The sequence below is a fragment of the Idiomarina rhizosphaerae genome (assembly GCF_024159085.1).
Lineage (GTDB): Bacteria > Pseudomonadota > Gammaproteobacteria > Enterobacterales > Alteromonadaceae > Idiomarina > Idiomarina rhizosphaerae.
The window spans coordinates 531,508-550,782 of sequence record NZ_JAMZDE010000007.1; the positions used below are offsets into that span (position 1 = coordinate 531,508).

At 44.5% G+C, this 19,275-nt stretch carries 13 protein-coding genes and 1 rRNA gene; 2 read left to right on the forward strand and 12 right to left on the reverse strand.

Translation table 11 applies throughout. The features are described from left to right. The first annotated feature begins 125 nt into the window (after positions 1–125). Both NJR55_RS10260 and NJR55_RS10265 read left to right on the forward strand, forming a co-directional pair. The gene (locus NJR55_RS10260) at positions 126–917 is read left to right on the forward strand and encodes a DUF547 domain-containing protein (protein ID WP_253619844.1); all 792 of its coding nucleotides are present in this window, start codon (positions 126–128) and stop codon (positions 915–917) included. An 83-nt stretch (positions 918–1,000) separates the two neighbouring features. Then, positions 1,001–1,723 carry a DUF1499 domain-containing protein gene (locus NJR55_RS10265; RefSeq protein ID WP_253619845.1) on the forward strand — a complete coding sequence of 241 codons (723 nt, stop codon included), beginning with the start codon at positions 1,001–1,003 and terminating at the stop codon, positions 1,721–1,723. A gap of 60 nt (positions 1,724–1,783) precedes the next feature. Here the strand turns inward: NJR55_RS10265 and NJR55_RS10270 are convergent, their stop codons facing one another. The 12 genes from NJR55_RS10270 to rrf all read right to left on the reverse strand — a co-directional run bounded on the left by NJR55_RS10270 (position 1,784) and on the right by rrf (position 19,098). Next, positions 1,784–2,383, reverse strand: coding sequence for a FlgO family outer membrane protein (locus tag NJR55_RS10270; RefSeq protein ID WP_253619846.1), 600 nt, complete (start codon positions 2,381–2,383; stop codon positions 1,784–1,786). Positions 2,384–2,397: 14 nt separating this feature from the next. Then, positions 2,398–2,964 carry a FlgO family outer membrane protein gene (locus NJR55_RS10275; RefSeq protein ID WP_253619847.1) on the reverse strand — a complete coding sequence of 189 codons (567 nt, stop codon included), beginning with the start codon at positions 2,962–2,964 and terminating at the stop codon, positions 2,398–2,400. A gap of 152 nt (positions 2,965–3,116) precedes the next feature. Next, positions 3,117–3,755: a putative 2OG-Fe(II) oxygenase gene (locus NJR55_RS10280; RefSeq protein WP_253619848.1), complete on the reverse strand. Its 639-nt coding sequence runs from the start codon at positions 3,753–3,755 to the stop codon at positions 3,117–3,119. 57 nt (positions 3,756–3,812) lie between these two features. Then, a complete protein-coding gene (locus tag NJR55_RS10285) occupies positions 3,813–6,545 on the reverse strand; it encodes a TonB-dependent receptor plug domain-containing protein (RefSeq protein ID WP_253619849.1) in 2,733 nt (910 codons plus the stop codon). Between the two features lie 324 nt (positions 6,546–6,869). After that, positions 6,870–9,857 carry a TonB-dependent receptor gene (locus NJR55_RS10290; protein WP_253619850.1) on the reverse strand — a complete coding sequence of 996 codons (2,988 nt, stop codon included), beginning with the start codon at positions 9,855–9,857 and terminating at the stop codon, positions 6,870–6,872. 157 nt (positions 9,858–10,014) lie between these two features. Then, entirely contained in the window at positions 10,015–10,929 is a 915-nt protein-coding gene (locus NJR55_RS10295) for an SAM-dependent methyltransferase (protein ID WP_253619851.1), read from the reverse strand. Between the two features lie 138 nt (positions 10,930–11,067). Further along, positions 11,068–13,881, reverse strand: coding sequence for a TonB-dependent receptor plug domain-containing protein (locus NJR55_RS10300; protein ID WP_253619852.1), 2,814 nt, complete (start codon positions 13,879–13,881; stop codon positions 11,068–11,070). A gap of 292 nt (positions 13,882–14,173) precedes the next feature. Then, positions 14,174–14,821 carry a 3'-5' exonuclease gene (locus NJR55_RS10305; protein ID WP_253619853.1) on the reverse strand — a complete coding sequence of 216 codons (648 nt, stop codon included), beginning with the start codon at positions 14,819–14,821 and terminating at the stop codon, positions 14,174–14,176. Between the two features lie 2 nt (positions 14,822–14,823). After that, positions 14,824–16,656, reverse strand: a complete 1,833-nt coding sequence (locus NJR55_RS10310; RefSeq protein WP_253619854.1) for a DUF294 nucleotidyltransferase-like domain-containing protein — start codon at positions 16,654–16,656, stop codon at positions 14,824–14,826. 106 nt (positions 16,657–16,762) lie between these two features. Then, positions 16,763–18,478: a sodium:solute symporter family protein gene (locus NJR55_RS10315; protein ID WP_253619855.1), complete on the reverse strand. Its 1,716-nt coding sequence runs from the start codon at positions 18,476–18,478 to the stop codon at positions 16,763–16,765. A 6-nt stretch (positions 18,479–18,484) separates the two neighbouring features. Continuing rightward, positions 18,485–18,751 (reverse strand): DUF4212 domain-containing protein, encoded by a 267-nt coding sequence (locus NJR55_RS10320; RefSeq protein ID WP_011234430.1) that lies wholly within the window; start codon positions 18,749–18,751, stop codon positions 18,485–18,487. A 231-nt stretch (positions 18,752–18,982) separates the two neighbouring features. After that, a 5S ribosomal RNA gene (gene rrf / locus NJR55_RS10325) occupies positions 18,983–19,098 on the reverse strand. Between the last annotated feature and the right edge of the window lie 177 nt (positions 19,099–19,275).

The window sequence follows — 19,275 nt, forward strand, 5'->3', positions numbered from 1 at the left end:
GGTTATACGCAGTTTTTGTATTTTTCGATTACGCAGAATCGTTTCAAGATTGATGATCTGTTTTTAAATTAATGCCCTACAATCAAAGAGTAGAAAACATAGTAACCCGAAGACAGGAACATGTAATGCGAGCGATACTCTTTATTTTAGGCTTAGTTTTTCAAATGGCGGCAGCTGCACAGTCATTTGATCAGTCTCATGCCGCTTTTAGTGATGTTTTAAGTGACTATGTTGCAGTCTATGATGACGGTTTGAAGTCAGCGGTTAGTTACCGCGAGTTGTCTGAAAACCGTCTGCCCCTGGACAATTATCTCGCCTCGCTGTCTGCAGTTGAGCCGAGACAGTATGAAAGCTGGACGCATGAGCAGAAACTGGCCTTTTTAATCAATGCATACAACGGTTTCACCCTGCAGCTTATTATCGACAATATCGATAAATTTGAGTCCGGCGAAGCTGATTCTATTCGCGATTTAGGCGGGCTATTTGCCAGCCCATGGGAGAAATCGTTTTTTACGCTTTTAGGTGAAAAACGTACTTTGGATTGGGTTGAGCACGAAAAAATTCGGGGCGACTTTGACGAGCCTCGTATACATGCCTCTTTAGTCTGCGCGGCAGTAAACTGCCCTAAGCTGCGCGCAGAAGCCTTTACCGGTGAAAGTCTGGAGACTCAACTAGAAGATCAGATGGTCACTTTTTTAAACGACCGCGATAAAAACGGTATTGATGATAAAGGTATTTATCTGTCGAAGATTTTTGACTGGTACCGGGAGGACTTTGACGGGCTTAAAGACTACCTGAGAAGTTATCGGGGAGCCCTCTCCTATGGCTCGAGCAGCTCTGACAACATGAACTTCCAGTCTTTAGATATTCGTTTTGTTGACTATAACTGGAAATTAAATAACTTAGAAAACCGCTAAAAGAGTCAAACTGTTAAATTCCCGTTGACCCAAACCCAATGTAGTGACGTAATAGCAGGCAACATTACTTTAAGGGTGTCTTTATGAAAGCGTTACACGGTTTATTTATTCTTCTGGGTTTATTATCTGTAGTGCTGCTTGCTATATCAGGGCCTTTATACAAAAGCGGAACAGCCGAGCTAGGCACGGCCTTCTTATTGCTGCGCTGGGCTGCTTATATTGGTGCGGCAACCTTCGTGCTTAACATTATCTGGTACTTTATTCGTCGCCCACAAGGGCTGGTTGCCGGGCTTAGTGGTTTAGCCATTATTGCCGGAGGATTTGCTTTTTATATGCCTTTCAGTCAGTACCTGAAAGCACAGAATGTCCCGGCTATTCATGACATAACGACTGACACACAAAACCCGCCTGAGTTTGTGGCTATTGCGCCGCTGCGTGCAGATGCCCCCAACCCTGTTGAATATGCCGGAGAAGAGACAGCTAAACAGCAACGTCAGGCTTACCCTGAACTAAGCACATACCAGTCACTGGAGTCACCGAATGAACTTTTTTCGGCTGCATTACTGGCCGTCGATAAAATGGGCTGGGAGTTAGTGGAAAGCTCTGAAGCAGAAGGCAGAATTGAAGCCACGGCAACCACTACCTGGTTTGGCTTTAAAGACGACGTAGTTATTCGAATTCGTAGTACAGCAGATGGTAGCGAGTTAGATATTCGCAGTAAGTCACGCGTAGGGCGCAGCGATGTTGGCAAAAATGCCGAGCGTATTCGTGAGTTTATGTCTTTACTGAAACCTGAGTTACGTTAGAAAGAATACGATAGACGTTGGAAATTGGCAGGCCTGACACAAAGCGTCAGGCCCTTTTCACTATGGAGCTTTGCGGAGTACCGGTTGCCCATAGTTTTCGTCCAGCTGTCTAACCGCCGACTCCGGAATAAATACCTGCGCCACACTGGCCACTTCTTTGGTATTGATATTCACTAACCGGGCGTTAGCCATAACGCCATTCCGGTGATGAGACAAAGTACCGACCAATACATGAGTAATTGGCATGATCTCATCCAGTTCCAGATAGTCACGAGTTAACGCAAAGTCACCTTTTGGAGTCACCCGGATAAAGTCAGTCGCTTTAAAGTCGAGAACGCTTAGCTCACGACTGTGTAGCTCCTGCACCAATTGCTCTGACAGCACCATACTTAACGGCGAACTTTGGTCATATTGGCCAGTTACCCCAACCAAATTAGTTATCCCCACCTTTGCGCTATTCAGCCGAATGCTGGCATTTTTGACCAGTTGCTCGGCAAGCTCAGCGCTATACCTGGCACTGTATGGCTGAGTATAAATTTCCTCTGCTGCCGCTTTCTCTTCGTCGCTTACTTCAGTCTGCGCTACTTCCTGCTTAGTCGGCGACATGGTGCAGGCTCCCAGAAACAACGCAGTAAAACTTACAAAAATGGATAACTTCATGGCTGTGCCTCTTTTTAATGACGCTGTAAACGACCGTTAACTAGCTCAGTTTGTTTATTTGGCCAATACAAGTGTTTAGGAACATAACGATTAGCCGCAGCCAAAACTTCCTGATTACGACGGTCGACAATACGCAAATTAACCATAGTCCCCGCGTCTTTTCGAGACAGAGTTCCCACCAGAACCCAGTCAATTTCAGGATGTTGTTCAAGCTCATCTACGTCACGGGAAAGCAGCGTAGCCCCCTCTTCCGCGACAGAGATGTAAGATTTGGCACGGAATTCAACCAGGCTTAAATTGCGCTCTTTAAGATGCGCATAGATGCTTTCGCTCAACTGATGGCTGAGTTCGTTTAACGAATCACCCGCTTGCGGCTGCTCAAGCGTCTCCGCTAATACCCAGCGAGTTACGCCAATGTTAGACCCATAGTGAGAATGATTGTCGTGAGTGAGCTGACTCGCGAGTTGCTCGGCTAAGTCGTCGCCGATAGCTTCGTGAGGGTTGTTAGCATGCGCTGTTGCTGAGCCTGAAGCCAAGAAAAATGACAGTGAGAAACAAAGAATGAGCACCCGATAAAACATAGCCTGACCTTTAATGATAGAGCTTATGTGTTGTTATCGGCTGGTTTGGGGGAAGGTTTAGGGAATATGGCTATTTGACTTTGAACTAGAGTTCCTTTTTGCAGTGACAAACTAAATTTACGACATGTGTTCACCCATCACATAATTACATTTCAAGTGACCTTGCAGTTAGCTGCCACCATAACCCGAGGTGACTCGCCCCAATAAGTTAAAACTTCGTGCTCCAAATAGCCGGGAAACACTATCAACGTGCCATTTCTCGGACTCAAGGTAATGTTTGAGGAACTATATGCCCCCTGAAGATGCTCATTAACAAAGTCAGGTATTACTGATGCTGGCTTATTAGGATTGTAGAGCCTTATTTTTCCACTATTTTTTTTATTATCAATAATATCTCCAGTATCAACGTAGTAAACCATTGCCCAACTATATTCACCATGTGAGTGAACACTTTTACTACTACCATAGTAAGAAAAGTGAAACCAGCTTTCGAAGGAGTAATTAAGGCTTAATGATTCACTCTTTGATAAACCACAAAAGTAAGCCGTTACTTCTTGTGCTACCTGCTTAAATATCGCGCTAAGCTCCGAGATACCGTCTTTCCTAGACTGTTTAAATAAATCAAATTGACTTACAAAAACATCACCATCATCGGTAGGAAATTTATCTCTACTATACCCCTCAGATTTTAGTTCATTTAAACTCCGCTTAAGTGTTTCATTTAAATTTTCGGAACTTGGCACCTGAAGGACAGCTATAGGTGGCATAAATTTATTAAGAGGTTTTATCATAAATATTAAAAAGGCACCTCTTGGGTGCCTTTTCCTTATTGTAATTAACCCAACATTCTAGAACTGAACGCTATAGCGCGCGTACATGAAACGTCCGATATTGCTATACAGACCTTGGTCATAAAATGGCCAACCACCAAGAGTTGAAATTGGAGGATTCTCATCTGTAAGGTTACGTAAACCAACTTTTATGCTTTGATTTTCTGCAAATTGGAAGCCGTAATAAACGTCAAGTTCAGTATATGAATCTACTGGAATCGCATCATTTTGGAATCCACATGAGCCAGATACTCGGCCGCCGACATAGTCGTCTGTTGTTCCTAAGTAGCGGACGTGCGCACCAGCACTATGCGCTCCATTCTGCCAATCAGCAGAAAGATTTGCCTTCCACTCTGGTTCGCTGGTCGTTCCTATATCGTCACACAATGGTTGTGTTGCTGAGGATTGACGCAAATGCTCAAGCTGTGTATCAGCACGTAGTCCCCAATTGATGACTCCAAAGTCACCAAATTCTTGAAGGTAATTCATATCAATACTTACACCTTTAGCCGACTCTTCGGTTAAGTTCTGTAAGTTTGTAAGAATATATGCTTCATCACCAACACCGAATAAACGCCCATTAACTCGATTGACCAATTCAGGATACTGTTCTTCATTGTTAATAATTTCTTGAATACCAAGAGTACCAACAATATTTTCCACTTCAAGTGACCAATAATCGACAGTCAAATCAAAGTTTTCAAATGGTTGAGCGACCAATCCGACGTTCCAACTTTTGGACTCTTCCGGCTCAAGCTCGGTATTACCACCGCTACGACTATTCAGCTGACGGCTAGGACACTCATCGGCAGGAATTCCAACATTTTCACAATAAGTGAAGTCTACAGCTTCAGTTACACCGAAAGACTGTCCCAGAAATAGTTGGTGAAGGTCTGGAGCTTTGAAGCCGGTACCATATGACGCACGCACCATATAACTTTCATTGATATTATATGTCGCACCAAGCTGATAGGTTGTTTTAGAGGCATCACCACCCGTCCAATCAATTCGATCTCGACGTAATGCACCTTTAAGCTCGAATCCATCAAATAATGGAGCGGCAACCTCAGTGTAAAAAGCATTCACGCTACGCGCGCCTTCACCATTTGAACCCGCGCCACCGATTACTTGGCCATCGGAAGTCGCTGGGTCAGAGCGGTCGGTGAACGATTCACGTCGCCAATCTACGCCAGCCGCGAACCCTAGATTACCACCAGGAAGTTCCACCCCTGTAACGCCACCTATGGTGAAACCCGCAAAGCTTTGCGTTGACTCACCGGTTCGATGAGTTGATGCTTGAAGGGAGTTCAATAACTCTTGACCTTCACGATCCGAGAAATCATTGAATTCGAAAGGATTTATTCCTCCGTCAGCTATAGCTCCTTCAACACCTGCTAGTAAAAGCTGCCCACCAGCACCTATCTGGCGGTTTACCAGTTTAGTATGGCCTACGTGGAAATCCCAGTCATAAGAGCCCCAATAACCGTTTAAGCCAACGATCCCTGAAAAGGTAGTATTAGTATTGTCTTTCTGACGATTAGGAAAATCAACCCAGCGGCGTCCCATACCGAAAGCTACGTCATCTCTGATTACCGTATCTCCGGCTCCATTAGTAGTAAGCAGAGTATCTAACGCTTCTTGAGGCAGGTTATTCTGTAAGAAGTCAAGAGCGTATGGGCTACCAGCAACATTTATAAAGCCAGGCGCTGGTGCGTTCGAAGTTTTCGTGTAAGCGCGAGAATATCTGAACTCACCATAGGCATTAAGATCTGCAGTTAACTTATGGTTAATTGTTGTATAGATCGACTGTCTATCACTGGCCGGCTGAATTTGATATAGGGGAGCAAAATCATAATAACAGTATTCGTCTCCTCCACTGCCTCCAACTATATCCCTTTCAGGACAAGCTTCATCAGCAAATAAGTTGTAATATTCATCCGGTTGATCGAATAAAAAGTCGCCATTATTATCTCTATAAACTTCATACCAACCAGGCAAACCATAAGGAGAACGACCATCCCCATTCGGCACGTTTGGTAAATAAGCGGTACTTCCAATTTCTCTATCACTCGCTTTAATCGGGCGACGTTCCCAATAATCAAGAGCAAATAAAATTGATGTATCAGCAGATTGAGTGCCAACCACAAGTTGAGCATTTACTTCATCGCCGTCTCCATGCTCAGTGCCTGCTCCGTATGAAACATTAAAGTCAGCACCTTGGAAATCTTTTTTAGTAATTACGTTTACTACACCAGCAACAGCATCAGAACCATAAATGGCAGATGCTCCGTCACCTAGATACTCGATACGCTCGACTGCAGCCAAAGGAATTTGGTTTAAATCGACAAAGTCTGACGCAATAGCGTTAACGGGAAGACGACGACCATTTAGTAACACTAATGTGTATGACGAACCAAAGCCTTTAGCATCGACAGAGCCAGAACCTGCGACCTGTGTCAAGCTAGCCGACTCAGTATTACCACCTGGGCCAGAAACTGTCGTATAACGCAAAAATTCAGAAACAGTTCCAACACCACTGTTCAAAATATCTTCAGAGTCAAAAACAGAAACTGGTGAAGATGTTTCCATATCTGTGCGGCTGATACGCGAACCAGTAACCTGGATGCGCTCTACTTCTTCTTCCGCATTTACGTCTGTTTGCGCGTCTTGCGCAATTGCTAATGCAGGAAAACCTAAAGACGCAGCAACTGCTGCCGCCGTTAAGCTCTTACGAAATGTCATATTTTTCATGAGTAAAAACTCCCTGGAACGTTTTTATTATGCCGCTTCTTTTATAGAAGCTGTTGTGAATTTATCAGGAAGTTAAAAGTTTGTAAACTTTTAGTGAGTATTTTGTTTCTTTTTCGAAAGGGCTTAATGGAATTCTAGTTTTCGAACAAGAAATTCTAACTTACTCAACGAGCTAGGCTTTAAGTAAACTCGCTCAGCGAAAACCAACAGAAATACAAAGTTAAGAAAGAACTTACACTCCTCAATATAAAAAGCCGCAGTTGGTTATTCCAACTGCGGCTTTCGGTTTACAGCCAAGTTACCTTGGTTACTTTATGCAGATCTTTAGAAGCGAGCTTCAAATCCTAATCTCACGTAGCGCGGAGTCTGCCAAGAATATGCCGCTCCGTAAAATTGATTGCGATTGCCTTCAGTTACTTCATAGTGCTCATTTAACGAAGTTGGCTCCTGAGTGTTCAATACATTGAACACATCAAGTGATGCTTTCATATCGACACCGGACACAGTGAAGTTATAGGCAACTGACGCATCAATATTGAATGTCCATGACGTCCGCCCTACTGTTCCACGCGGAATTCGATCATATGTACAATCATCATCGACGCAATCCGCTATATAGAACGTATCACCATAGCCACCAAAGATATTAGCGTTTTTATTCGGGTATCCCTTACCAAACGCTGACAACGGGCGACCACTTGACAATGAGCTATTGAAACCAACGGTCCAATTTTCATCCAAGTCATAACTACCAAACAACTTCAGAACGTGACGACGGTCGTTAGCTTGATAACCTTGGGCACCATCCATAAGTGCAGGGAAATCAAAGTCCTGTGTTACACCTGGGTCAGCCTGGTCTATATCTGACTTAACAGCCCCTTCAAAGTTACCGGTACTACGAGACCAAGTATAAATAAAGTTCATACGGAAGTCGTCAGTACGATATTTAAATTCACTTTGTAGTGCCAGGTACTCATTGTTAGCTTCAGGCATTTGAATAGTCGTAGCATTTGGATGAGTGGTCAATGAACCTTCGTCCGGCTGGCCATCTTGCAGACCAAGTTTGCTTCTATCTAAAGACGAACCATCCCAATAATAACCGTCTTTATACCAACTAGAGTCCTCACCAGGGTTAATCAGAATGCAATAAGGATATGCATAAACCCCACAATAGTCATCAAGAGCACTGGTGACCTCACGATAAGTACCGCGAAGTGAGAATGCAAGGTCATCACTTAAGGACTGTTCGAAACCGAGTATTATTTCTTCACGTGCAAATGGATCCGCCTCTTGCGCCTGATAAACGGGTTTAGTCGGAGCTATAGGAACAGAACTCGTGATACGACTATTTTCCGCTGTACCATTAACTGGTTCAAGCCCTTGCGGTACACCACTAGCTTCATCAATACTATCAAAGTAATAATAAGTAGTAGTATCACTTATACCCGATGCTGCACGATAAATTGTATTATTAGGTACCGGTAAATAGTATTTACCCCAAGTAGCGTATAGCTTAGTCTCACCTGTACCAAATACATCCCAACTAACACCTAAACGAGGAGCCCAATCAGTATCAAACGAGTAAAGAACTTCATCTTCGATGCTGCGGCCTTCAAATTCATCTTTACGGAACCCAATATTTAAAATCATTTTATCCGTTAGACGCCATTCATCTTCGATGTAGTAAGCAGATAATTCAGAACTAAAGCTACCACCACCTTGGAAAATCCGATCATTGACAACGTCAACTGGTTCACCAGACGTATTCTCCCAAAGTTGCCCAGTATCACCTTGAACACCAGCACCACTCGCATATGTCTCATATGTCCAACTGTGACCGCCAATAGGTCTAGTCGTATTAGTTGAATCTCGCTCTTGGTAATCATAACCAGCACGAATAGTGTGGTCGCCCCAATAATACTCAAGGTCTAAGCGGTACTGAGTATTTTTATCGAAATTTTCACCAAGAGAGCCTCCAGGCCCACAGGGCGTGGCCGGATTTTCAACTTCGCGATTATCAACAACAGTAGAGCATTCAGTATTAGAAGCTTGAGAGCCATATTGAGACTCTATCTCTCCCGCCATTGCGCTTACAGTCAAATTATCGGTCCAATAGCCTGTATAACTTAAACTGTGTGCCGTTCCACCATTCTCAAAAGTTCGGCTACCTATACTCTCACCGATAACTCCAGTGTTAGGGTTATATGGAAATGTATCCCTTTCTTCGGTGCTTTCATTGGAGTAACCAAAATAACTTAGACGATGGTCTGAATTAATATCCCAATCAATTTTAGCTCCCCAAAATAAGTTATCTCCGCCGCTAGATTCACTTTCATTGAAGAAGCTGTCCGCTTGATATTGGCTGTCTCCAGATTCAGTAGCAAATTGAGATTCTTCAGAACGAGGATTAACCAACGCATAGATAAATAGTTTATCCTCAATAATTGGTCCAGAGGCACTCAAAGATATACTATATTCGTCGTTTTCATTAATGCTATTATCGCGGAATACGTCGCCTGTACCGCCGGATCCTCGAGAAACGGAACCTTCTTCTTGCAAACCTGCAGGTTCAAAATATGAAACCGCAGCGAACTCCCACATATTGGTACCGCTTTTAGTGACAGCGTTAATTACACCACCTGTGGAGCGACCATATTTAGGCGACATACCGCCGGTTTTGACTTGAAACTCTTTATAAAATTCGAAAGGCACCGAACCGCAACCTAAACCTCGACGAGTATCGGTAACTTCAAGCCCGTTGATATAGCAGGAGTTCTCAGCTACTGAGGCACCGCCAAATGACGCACCGTCACCAAAGCCTGTGTCACCTTTTACTGTGCCTGGAGCCAGTAAAGCGACTGATGTTAAGTCACGACCTACAGGCAATTTATCAAATTCGACTTCACTTACAACAAGACCTGAATCGGTAGTGGTAACGTCAACATTTGAAATCCGGCTTCCACTTACCTGAATAGTTTCAATTGAATCACCTACACGAATAGTTGGCGTTGCATTTGAACCTAAAGCAACACGTACCGTTTGTTTCGCTACCTCTTCACTACCGCGCATTACGGATAGTTCGTAAGTGCCGGTTGGCATAGCAGGAAAACGAAATTCGCCTTCAGTGACTTGAATTTCGCGTGTAAACCCTGTTTCAGGGTTTTTTGCAACCACTGTTAGTCCTTGCACATTTTGTGCAACAACTTCCCCCAATATACTTGACTGCTGCTGGGCAATAGCGGGGGCAGCTAATCCCATAGCGGCCGCCACTGCTGCTGCAGTTAAAGTACGTTTAAAAAATGTATTTTTCATGAAAAACTCCCTGGAACGTTTTTATTATGCCGCTTCTTTATAGCAGAAGCTTATACCACCGTAGCAGGGAGTTAACCACTTGTAAAATTTTGGTTGTTATTTTGTTGATTGAATTGAAGATATAGCTGAGAGCATAGCCGAGCCGGCCTCTTTTCATCTATTTACTACACTGAACGCAACTACCAACAACACCAGTTTCAGGGAAAGCGACGGTCTGTATAGTTACATTTTTGAAACCAATGCTTTCAAAAAGTTCTGTAGTGTTAGCTGTATCTCCTAATTGTTCAGTTGCTCTTAGCAAGCTAACCAACCGGGCTTTGTGTTCATTTATCGCGTTAATATAACCCGACAGCACGCGGTGTGACTCATCAGAATTCCCCTGTGCCGCGGCTTGCAATGCGTGCTTTGTTGCCGGAACAAAGTTCATAGCCTGAAAAGCACCGTATCGCTCATACTTTCTGGCGAATTGGTTGAGGTTGTGTTGCTCCCTCAGCGCAGATTTTGGCAAATTATTGGAGCCATGTTTTAACAAGGCTTCCTGAAGCGGTGTTACCGATTTCTTCAACAGCTTTAGTACAGAAGGGATAAACTCAAATAGTGCTTTGCTGTTTTTATAAATGTTTGAATCGGACGAATGCACTAAAGCAATAATATTGCCGCCACGCTTAAGTTGCAAATGCAAATTTTCAAGCCCGATTTGCATATCACCGTATTCGAGGCCGAAGTGAGAAACAAAGGCGCCCGCTTTTTTATTCGATGGCAGCTTAAAGGTTTCGTAAGGCGTTTCGGCGTGTAGCTTCAGCGTAGTATTAAAAGGCTTGAGCTCTGCTGAATCTATTCCCAGCACATCGAGCTTTTTTCCTTTTTCTTGCGAATATTCCGTTAGCCATTGAACGACAATGCCGTTACCAGTACCTACGTCCACAATTGGTTGTTTAAGCTCATTTTCGTCCATACGCTCAAACCAGAACTTGCGCATTTGGTAGGCTTGCAAGCGGGCTTTATCATCTAAAAAGCTGGCTTTTGCACCTTTTTGCCAATAGTCACTCCACGGATTTTTTGTTGTTGTCATGGATACTCCAATTTTTATTATGTACAGATACTTTGCAGCAGCATACTATGCCAACAAGGCAATGTCAGCTTGTAGTCGCCCATAAAAAAAGCCAACTGATGTCACCATCAGTTGGCTTTGCAAGATAATTAAGCTCTTTTAAAAGGTAACGGTTACACCAGCAAAGTAGTAACGGCCGGTCGCGTCATAAGCTTCTGACGCGGTGTTAATACCCGTGCCACCGCTAACTGTACCTTGTGGCAAGATAGGAGGCTGCTTATCAAATGCGTTACGTACGCCTACTGTGAATTCGTAGTTCTCGCTCATAAAGTAACGAGCAGAGATGTCATGATAAGTTACTGAACCAACATTATTAAACTCTTCTAACGGAGCGTTGTTGGTAAAGTTGTAGTTATAGCCGTTCATTGAGTCTTTTGAACTATCCCAGTAACGCATTCTCCACGAGAATGACACATCACCAAGAGCATAACCCAAGTTCAAGTTAGCACGATGGTTCGGCATGGTTACTTCACCTTCATAAGTTTCAACACTACCGTCGTAAATTGATTCAATGTTGTACTCGTCGGTGTAGTTCCAGATAAGGTCGGCGGAGAACTGACCATCTGCAATTGACGTATTGTAGTTCAGCTCAAGGTCAACACCTGAAGTGCTGATGATGTTCTCATTTGACGAACTGCTGTCTACATCAACCAAAACGCCGTCTGAACTGCGGAATACCTGTTCGTTACAAGTGGCGTCAAAGTTTTCAGGAGACACCGAATAACAACGTTGCAATACTGTAGAACGCCCAGTAATCGCAATTGCATCTTCAACCGTAATATCGTAGTAGTCTACAGTCGCTGATAAAGAATCGTTAATCTGCCAAATTGCGCCTAGACTGTAAGTATCAGCTGTCTCTTCCTGTACATTCGGGTTACCGCCGACCATACCACCGGTACCCTGTATTTCAGCCTGTGTCAGATCAAACACGCCGTCAGCCTGAATACGGTTATTTACCGAAGCGATAGAACGACAGTTTTGTGCAATATCACCTGGAGTCGTTGCAGTTACATCGAGACAAGGATCCGTTATGGTAGTGAAAGTTTCACCAGCGCCTGAATACAAGTCAGAAATATTAGGGGTACGGATAGCGGTCGCTGCTGAAGCGCGCAGTTTAAAACCATCGAACGGCTCATATTCTGTACCGATGTTCCAGGTAGTTGCTGAACCTGTCACTGAGTGCTTTGAATAACGGGCTGCCAAATCAAAAGACAAGTTCATCAAAACTGGCAGACGGGTTTCTACGAAAATGTCTTTTGTATTATAACTGCCGTCAGTTGGTTCTGACCTATTGGTACTTGATGCCCCGGTTTGTGCTAAATCGCCTGGGCTATAGGTGCCTTTTTCTTCGCGGTACTCCAAACCACCGGCTACACCGACGAAACCACCAGCCAGCTCAACAGGCAAGTCACCAGAAATAACGCTCTGCACAACGAATTGCTCAGCCGTGCCGGTAGCTTTCGCCGGAGTTGAAACGTAATTAACGGCCTCTTGAGATACGGTGTTTTCACCAAACAGATTCAGCGGCACGCACCCTTGCATACGCGCAATAGGGCTCGCGCAGACCAGGTTGCCATTTTCGTCTTCAATGACATCCAATGCTAAACGAGCACGATCAGTATTAACTTGGCCACCGTTTAATTGTTCTTGGTTGGTGCGTCCCCAGGTCATGTAGCTGTCCCAGGTCCAATTGTAGTTAATGTTATAAGTGAAACCGGTAGCAAGACGCAAGGTGTCGCGTGTCACGTCGGTAGAGCGCACACCGAACTCGCTCATACGACGGACAAACTTAGTTTGATTTAAATTGTCGACGCCTTCCGCTAATAAGTTTTGACGTAGCAAATCAGGAACTAACGGAGAGTAAACACTTAAACCATCGATTGGTTGCTCGACACGGTGGTTCATCCATAGATCTTCACCAATGTTAAAAGGTGTCGGTTCCATAGTCGAACCCTGAGTTTCAGCCGAGTTCCAGTGAACAGAACCAAATACATTAAGATCACTCGTCAAATTCTGACGAATTTCAGCTGCCACGTAGCGACGCTCTAATGGCGTTACCAACTGACGCGCTGATGCACGATTGAAGCCACCCGAATACGGAGTTCCGTCACCATCATAGCTATTGTTTTCAGTGGTAATCCGCCCTTGAGGAGGGAACGACGAAAATACTTCACCAACATATTCATTACCGTTCTCATCGAGCAGAACCGCACGGTCTACCGCAGAGAATTCCCGCGCAGTCGATCTAAGCCCTTCATCATTGTCAATACCGAAAGACAACCAGGCGTTACCGTCGTCCCAGTTCTTACCAGTGGTAAGATTCAAATTTTGAGTCTGACGGTCATGCTCGCCAGAAATACCAGCCTGAGCGTTAATTTCTACACCGTCAAAGTCTTTACGGGTGATAATGTTAACAACACCAGCAACTGCGTCGGAACCATAAACCGCTGATGACGCGCTTTTAAGAATCTCGATCCGTTCAATCATTGCGGTCGGAATGGCGTTTAAATCGACAGCGTAGCCTGTTGACGGATCAACACCTGATACGAAACGTTTACCATTCAGCAAAACTAAGGTACGTGCTGCGCCCAAGTTTCTTAGTTCTGTCGTGTTTAAGCCTACGGTAGTAGTACTAAACGCTGAGTTAGACTGGTCAGAACCGGCGATAGCGACAGGCGACATATTCAATACTTGAGCAACGTTAATTGCACCTGTCTGAACAATGTCTTCGCGACCAATAGTGGTAACTGGTACCGGAGTTTCCATACTGGTACGGCTCAAACGAGAACCTGTTACTTCAATTTTTTCGATATTATTTTGATCTGCAGTATTGTCCTGAGCTAGTGCTGGAAATGACAGCGTGGACGCAACTGCAACCGCAGTAATGCTGCGGCGAAACAGTTTATTATTCATTGATATTACTCCCTGGAACATTATTTTTGAGTTGCTTGATTGGCGAAAGCAACCTGAAACCGATGGTAGTCTGACTACTAATTGTTCGACCACCCGTTTTCGGTAACAACCTTTTAACGCTGTAAGGAGTTCATTTCAATAGGCACTTAGGTCTTTTCTTATAGCGCCGGAACTGACCGCTCAATAATTAACCTAAACGACTATTAAAGCATCTTTTTTATTAAAAAAAATAACTTATGTATCAGTTCAAACTACATATGTTTACTGATTGTAAAATATTGATTTTAATGAATTAACCAATACTTTTTATTAACAAATTTAAAGGAGATTTAGACACGCTAAACTCGTAGCACTGAGCCAAAAAAAGCTCAGCGCAGGCAACGGTATCAGTCAGTGCATGATGGGCATGATAATCAGGTAAGTTGTAGCGTTTACGACAGGCACTAAGAGTGAGCTGGCCGCCGTGAATAGGTTGATGAGGGTTGCGTTCAAGCTTATGTTTTTCGAATGCTAAGGTGTCGAAAATAGCCAGGGGATTAAAGGGTATACCGTGCTGCGCTTCTATATGTTTCAAGAAACGCCAGTCCATACCTTTATGGTGACAAACTAACACTGCATCATTCAAAGCACGGCTTAACATGGCGAAAGTTTGCTTGGGTTCCGAACTGTGCAAGAAATCCTGCTTGGTTAAACCATGAATGGTCGGGCTCTGGCCAAGTTCAAGCTCCTGTCCGTGAGCGAAAACATGATACTGGGCATTACCCAGGTGCATCACAGGCGGATGAATGCTCATCCAGGCAATCGATAAAATTTGATGTTTTTTCGGATCCAGTCCGGTGCTCTCAATGTCGAGTGCTACATATCGCAGGCTTTGCCACGGCTGTTTTAACTTCTGTCGCCTGTCGTACCAATGAGCCAATTTTTGCAGCCATTGAGACATAGTTAGTACCCTTGCCGGCTAAACTTCAGACCAACGCCTTGTTGCGCTTCTTTTATAATTTTAAACGCGGTTTTTAACTGACGTCTTGAAAGCGTACTCAGTTCATCAGGGTCTATGGCATTCTTTGGTTTGTTGCTGCCCCATACTTTTAACTGATGGTTCAACCTAAGTTGAGTTAAAAATTCCCAGGCTTCCAACAGTGACTGGTTATCCCGCTGGTTTAACAACCGGCTGTCTTTTAGTGCGTTTAAACGTGCAGCTGTGCCTGGCGACGTAATTCCGGCCTGCAGTGAGTAAATACGTGCTATGTCATTAATCAAAGCAATGCCGTAACGTTTAATATCTATCGTATCGCCGTCATCTGTGTCCTCTGTGCGTAAGCGGTTAAACAAGCCCAAAGGTACAGCTATGCGGTTAACCAGAATAGCGAGATTACCCAGGAACATCTCGTTCTTCGCTAAGCTCGCAATCTGCTCGCGGTATTCTTGATAAAATTTACCCGGGCCAACAACCGGCCTGCTGTCAAAAAATATCTGACAATACATTAATGCTTTAGGTGTGGGGCTTTCAATCCAGCCACGGAAGCGTTCCTTCCATTGGTCTATGGTTCCCCGACACTCGGGGTTGGATGCCATAATATTTCCTGGGCAAGATGGGATACCACACTCATTTAGCCCTTCGCAGACGTAATCTCCTAAACCGGCAAACCAGTTCTTTTGCTTATCGGACAAACCATTGCTAAGCAAAAGACCGTTGTCCTGATCTGAGCTTAAGGTTTGGTCTTCCCTGCCCTGAGAGCCAAATGCTAACCAACTATAAGCGGCTGGTGCAGCACCGTTTTCTTGTTCATACAACTGTATCAGCTGACGGGTCATGCCGTCAGTAACCGATGCCATGAGCCGGCCTAAGACAGATGTTTGCTTTACGCGACTGGCAAAAGTCTGCAGATACTCGGGAAGTTTTTGAGCTTCTTCTATTAATTGAGATTTACTACTTGCCTTACGAATAGCGCTAATAAGAAAGACAGGATCGCTACGTTGCTGACGAATTAAGTCTGTTGCCGTTACCATCCCTACGGGTTGGTTTTGATCATTCACTACTGGCAGGTGATGCACATTGCTGGAGGTCATGGTAGTCAAAGCATCCATTAACGAGCGATTTTCGTAAACCGATTCTGGCAGTTGTGTCATTACGGCAGAAACACGTACATCCAGCGGTAAGCCCTCAGCCACTACCCGGTTTCTTAAGTCTCTGTCCGTTAAAATGCCGACCAACTGAGTATCATCAACGACCAAAACAGATGATATACCATGGCTAGCCATTAGCTTAGCCGCTTCTTGCACAGATGTGCTGCTGGATAAGCTAACCGGAGGCATGGACACAACACTACCAACCGTCTGCTCACTCCAGTCATTATCGGTGCCGTCGTCACTTTTTTGTTCTGTTAATAAACGTTGGCCATGAGCTCTTATAAAGTACTGTTCAAAAGGTTTTGACACATTGCGAAGCCGATCAAACGCCGACTGTGGCAACACATAAACAATACCGTCTTCTATCGCCTTTAGTTTATTAACCACTTCGCGGCCTGATAGTAAAGACGGATAGCCGAACAAATCGCCGCTTTCCAAACGCTCTATCAGTCGCCCGTCGGAGCCTCTTAAATCAAAAGCGCCTGAGCGTACGATGAACAAAGCCGGCCTCATATCTTTTAATATATCGTTGCAGTTCTGGTCATTCATATAAACGGACTGCATCTGCGATACAGCCCAGCTTCTTTGCTCTTCCGCTAGCGAGTCAAAAGGAGGACAGTCTTTTAGAAATGAATTAACTTCCATGGCTAATCCTAATTTATAGAGAAGCTGATTTCAGTTTTGTGTATTGACTTAAGTTAGTCAATAAAAAGCCCAGCGCGGGGCTGGGCTTCAATTCTATTACTTTTTGTTAATGAGACTGAGCTTCACCGGACCCTTTTGGATACCGTATGGACTCAACCAGTTCCTGAATTTCTTCCGGAGCATCACCAGTAAACTTATGCACGACAACTGCAACAACAAAGTTGATGATCATACCTAAGGTACCAATACCCTCAGGTGAAATTCCGAACAACCAATTGTCCTGGTTATTCAGTTCCGGAGCGACAAACTTGAAGTATACGATGTAGCAGAAGGTAAATAGTATACCGACAACCATACCAGCTATCGCACCTGTGCTGTTCATACGCTTATGGAATACACCCATGATTATCGCAGGGAAGAAGCTTGCTGCGGCTAAGCCGAAGGCAAAAGCGACCACCTGCGCCACGAAGCCGGGCGGGTATATACCGAAGTAAACTGAGATAATAATTGCAGTCGCAGCTGCAACCCTGGCGTAGAACAACTCTTGTTTATCTGTGATATTCGGCGCCAAATTTCGCTTCAGTAAGTCGTGCGAAACGGAGGTTGATATAACCAGTAGAAGACCTGCTGACGTAGAAAGTGCAGCGGCAACACCACCTGCGGCAACCAATGCGACAACCCATGCTGGCAACTGACCAATTTCAGGGTTAGCCAGTACCATGATGTCACGGTCTATCGTCATTTCATTGCGTTCATCACCTGAATAGAACATTTTGCCGTCGTTGTTGTTGTCTTCCCACGTGATTAGGCCGGTTTTTTCCCAGTTTTTAATCCAGCTTGGCGCATTATCGTATTCAACACCTTGTAGGTCTGGGCCGTTAATTGTGTTGAAAATGTTCACTTTAGCAAACGAAGCAATAGTCGGAGCCGTTAAGTAAACTACTGAGATGAACGTCAGCGCCCAGAAAGCTGAACGGCGTGCATCACGTACTTTCGGTACAGTAAAGAAACGTACGATAACGTGAGGTAAACCAGCGGTACCTACCATCAATGCTGCAGTAATGAAGAACACATCAACTTTACTACGCACACCTTCAGTGTATTCGGCAAAACCTAACTCTGTCGAGAGCCCATCCAATCGTTCAAGTAAGTACTGTCCCGAACCTGGAACTCCGTCGGCTATTGTGGCGCCAAAACCAGTTTGCGGCAATACGTGACCGGTCATCATTAAAGACAAGAATACAGCGGGCACTATGTAAGCAAACATCAATACAATATATTGTGCTACCTGAGTATAGGTTATGCCTTTCATACCACCCAATACGGTATAAAAGAATACGATTATCGCACCAATGATAACGCCGGTTGCGATGTCGACTTCCAGGAAGCGGGAGAATACTACACCAACACCTCGCATTTGCCCTGCAATGTAAGTAAAGCAGATCAAGATGGCACAAATAACTGCAATAGTACGTGCAGTCTGGGAGTAATAGCGGTCCCCGATGAAGTCAGGCACAGTAAATTTGCCAAACTTGCGCAAATAAGGAGCAAGACACATAGCTAATAAAACATAACCACCAGTCCACCCCATTAGGTAAACAGAGCCATCATAACCTGCGAAGGCTACGATACCCGCCATTGAGATAAAAGAAGCAGCTGACATCCAGTCAGCGGCCGTTGCCATCCCGTTCATTACCGGGTTGACACCGCCACTTGCTACATAAAAGTCATTAGTTGAGCCGGCACGTGACCAAATCGCAATACCTATGTATAGCGCGAAAGTCAGGCCGACGATTATAAAGGTGAGCGTTTGAATATCCATAGCGCCTTAGTCCTCGTGTACATTGTATTTGTTATCTAACGCGGCCATGCCCCTCACATAAATGAAGATGAGCACGATGAAAGTCAGAATGGAGCCTTGCTGTGCAAACCAGAATCCCAGCTTGAAGCCGAAGAAAGTGATTTCGTTAAGCACGTCCACCAATATAATTCCAAAGCCATAGGAAACGACAAACCATACAATTAGCAGCTTGAGCATCAAGCTGAGGTTTTCTTTCCAATACGCTTTGGCATGGGATTCACTTTCGAATGCCATAACGTTCCCTCCAGTTGTTCAACATTATTGTTTTTGGTCGCTAACAAATGTAAGTGCAATTGTTAACAAGGGGAATTGGACTTTGGTCGTAGCCTTATTTTTGTGCATCAGATGAGGTGGTCGGCAGTTAAACCCCGGGGCAGATTGGGCATAAAGCGGGATATGGACAGGCGATCGAGCGGGCGGACATAAAAAAACCCCAGCCGGTTTGGCTGGGGTTATTTATTTGTAGTCTGGCGGTGACCTACTCTCGCATGGGGAAACCCCACACTACCATCGGCGCTGGTGTGTTTCACTTCTGAGTTCGGAATGGATTCAGGTGGTGCCACACCGCTATGGCCGCCAGACATAAACTGTCACAACATGTAAAAACTGACTGCTTTTTTAAGTAAAAGCCACTCTGTTGAATTCACTATCTCACCTGACATCAATGTCAGGCTACCATATTCGATTCGGTAAAGTCGCTCGCTTGTGCGTAACGTCCCAAACACCTTGGGTGTTGTATGGTTAAGTCTCACGGGCAA

Excerpts from the sequence above, each read along its gene's own strand:
- NJR55_RS10270 (WP_253619846.1), bottom strand. The coding sequence starts at position 2,383 with ATGAAGTTATCCATTTTTGTAAGTTTTACTGCGTTGTTTCTGGGAGCC.
- NJR55_RS10275 (WP_253619847.1), bottom strand. The coding sequence starts at position 2,964 with ATGTTTTATCGGGTGCTCATTCTTTGTTTCTCACTGTCATTTTTCTTG.
- NJR55_RS10315 (WP_253619855.1), bottom strand. The coding sequence starts at position 18,478 with ATGGATATTCAAACGCTCACCTTTATAATCGTCGGCCTGACTTTCGCG.
- NJR55_RS10285 (WP_253619849.1), bottom strand. The coding sequence starts at position 6,545 with ATGAAAAATATGACATTTCGTAAGAGCTTAACGGCGGCAGCAGTTGCT.
- NJR55_RS10310 (WP_253619854.1), bottom strand. The coding sequence starts at position 16,656 with ATGGAAGTTAATTCATTTCTAAAAGACTGTCCTCCTTTTGACTCGCTA.
- NJR55_RS10320 (WP_011234430.1), bottom strand. The coding sequence starts at position 18,751 with ATGGCATTCGAAAGTGAATCCCATGCCAAAGCGTATTGGAAAGAAAAC.
- NJR55_RS10265 (WP_253619845.1), top strand. The coding sequence starts at position 1,001 with ATGAAAGCGTTACACGGTTTATTTATTCTTCTGGGTTTATTATCTGTA.
- NJR55_RS10290 (WP_253619850.1), bottom strand. The coding sequence starts at position 9,857 with ATGAAAAATACATTTTTTAAACGTACTTTAACTGCAGCAGCAGTGGCG.
- NJR55_RS10295 (WP_253619851.1), bottom strand. The coding sequence starts at position 10,929 with ATGACAACAACAAAAAATCCGTGGAGTGACTATTGGCAAAAAGGTGCA.
- NJR55_RS10305 (WP_253619853.1), bottom strand. The coding sequence starts at position 14,821 with ATGTCTCAATGGCTGCAAAAATTGGCTCATTGGTACGACAGGCGACAG.
- NJR55_RS10280 (WP_253619848.1), bottom strand. The coding sequence starts at position 3,755 with ATGATAAAACCTCTTAATAAATTTATGCCACCTATAGCTGTCCTTCAG.
- NJR55_RS10260 (WP_253619844.1), top strand. The coding sequence starts at position 126 with ATGCGAGCGATACTCTTTATTTTAGGCTTAGTTTTTCAAATGGCGGCA.
- NJR55_RS10300 (WP_253619852.1), bottom strand. The coding sequence starts at position 13,881 with ATGAATAATAAACTGTTTCGCCGCAGCATTACTGCGGTTGCAGTTGCG.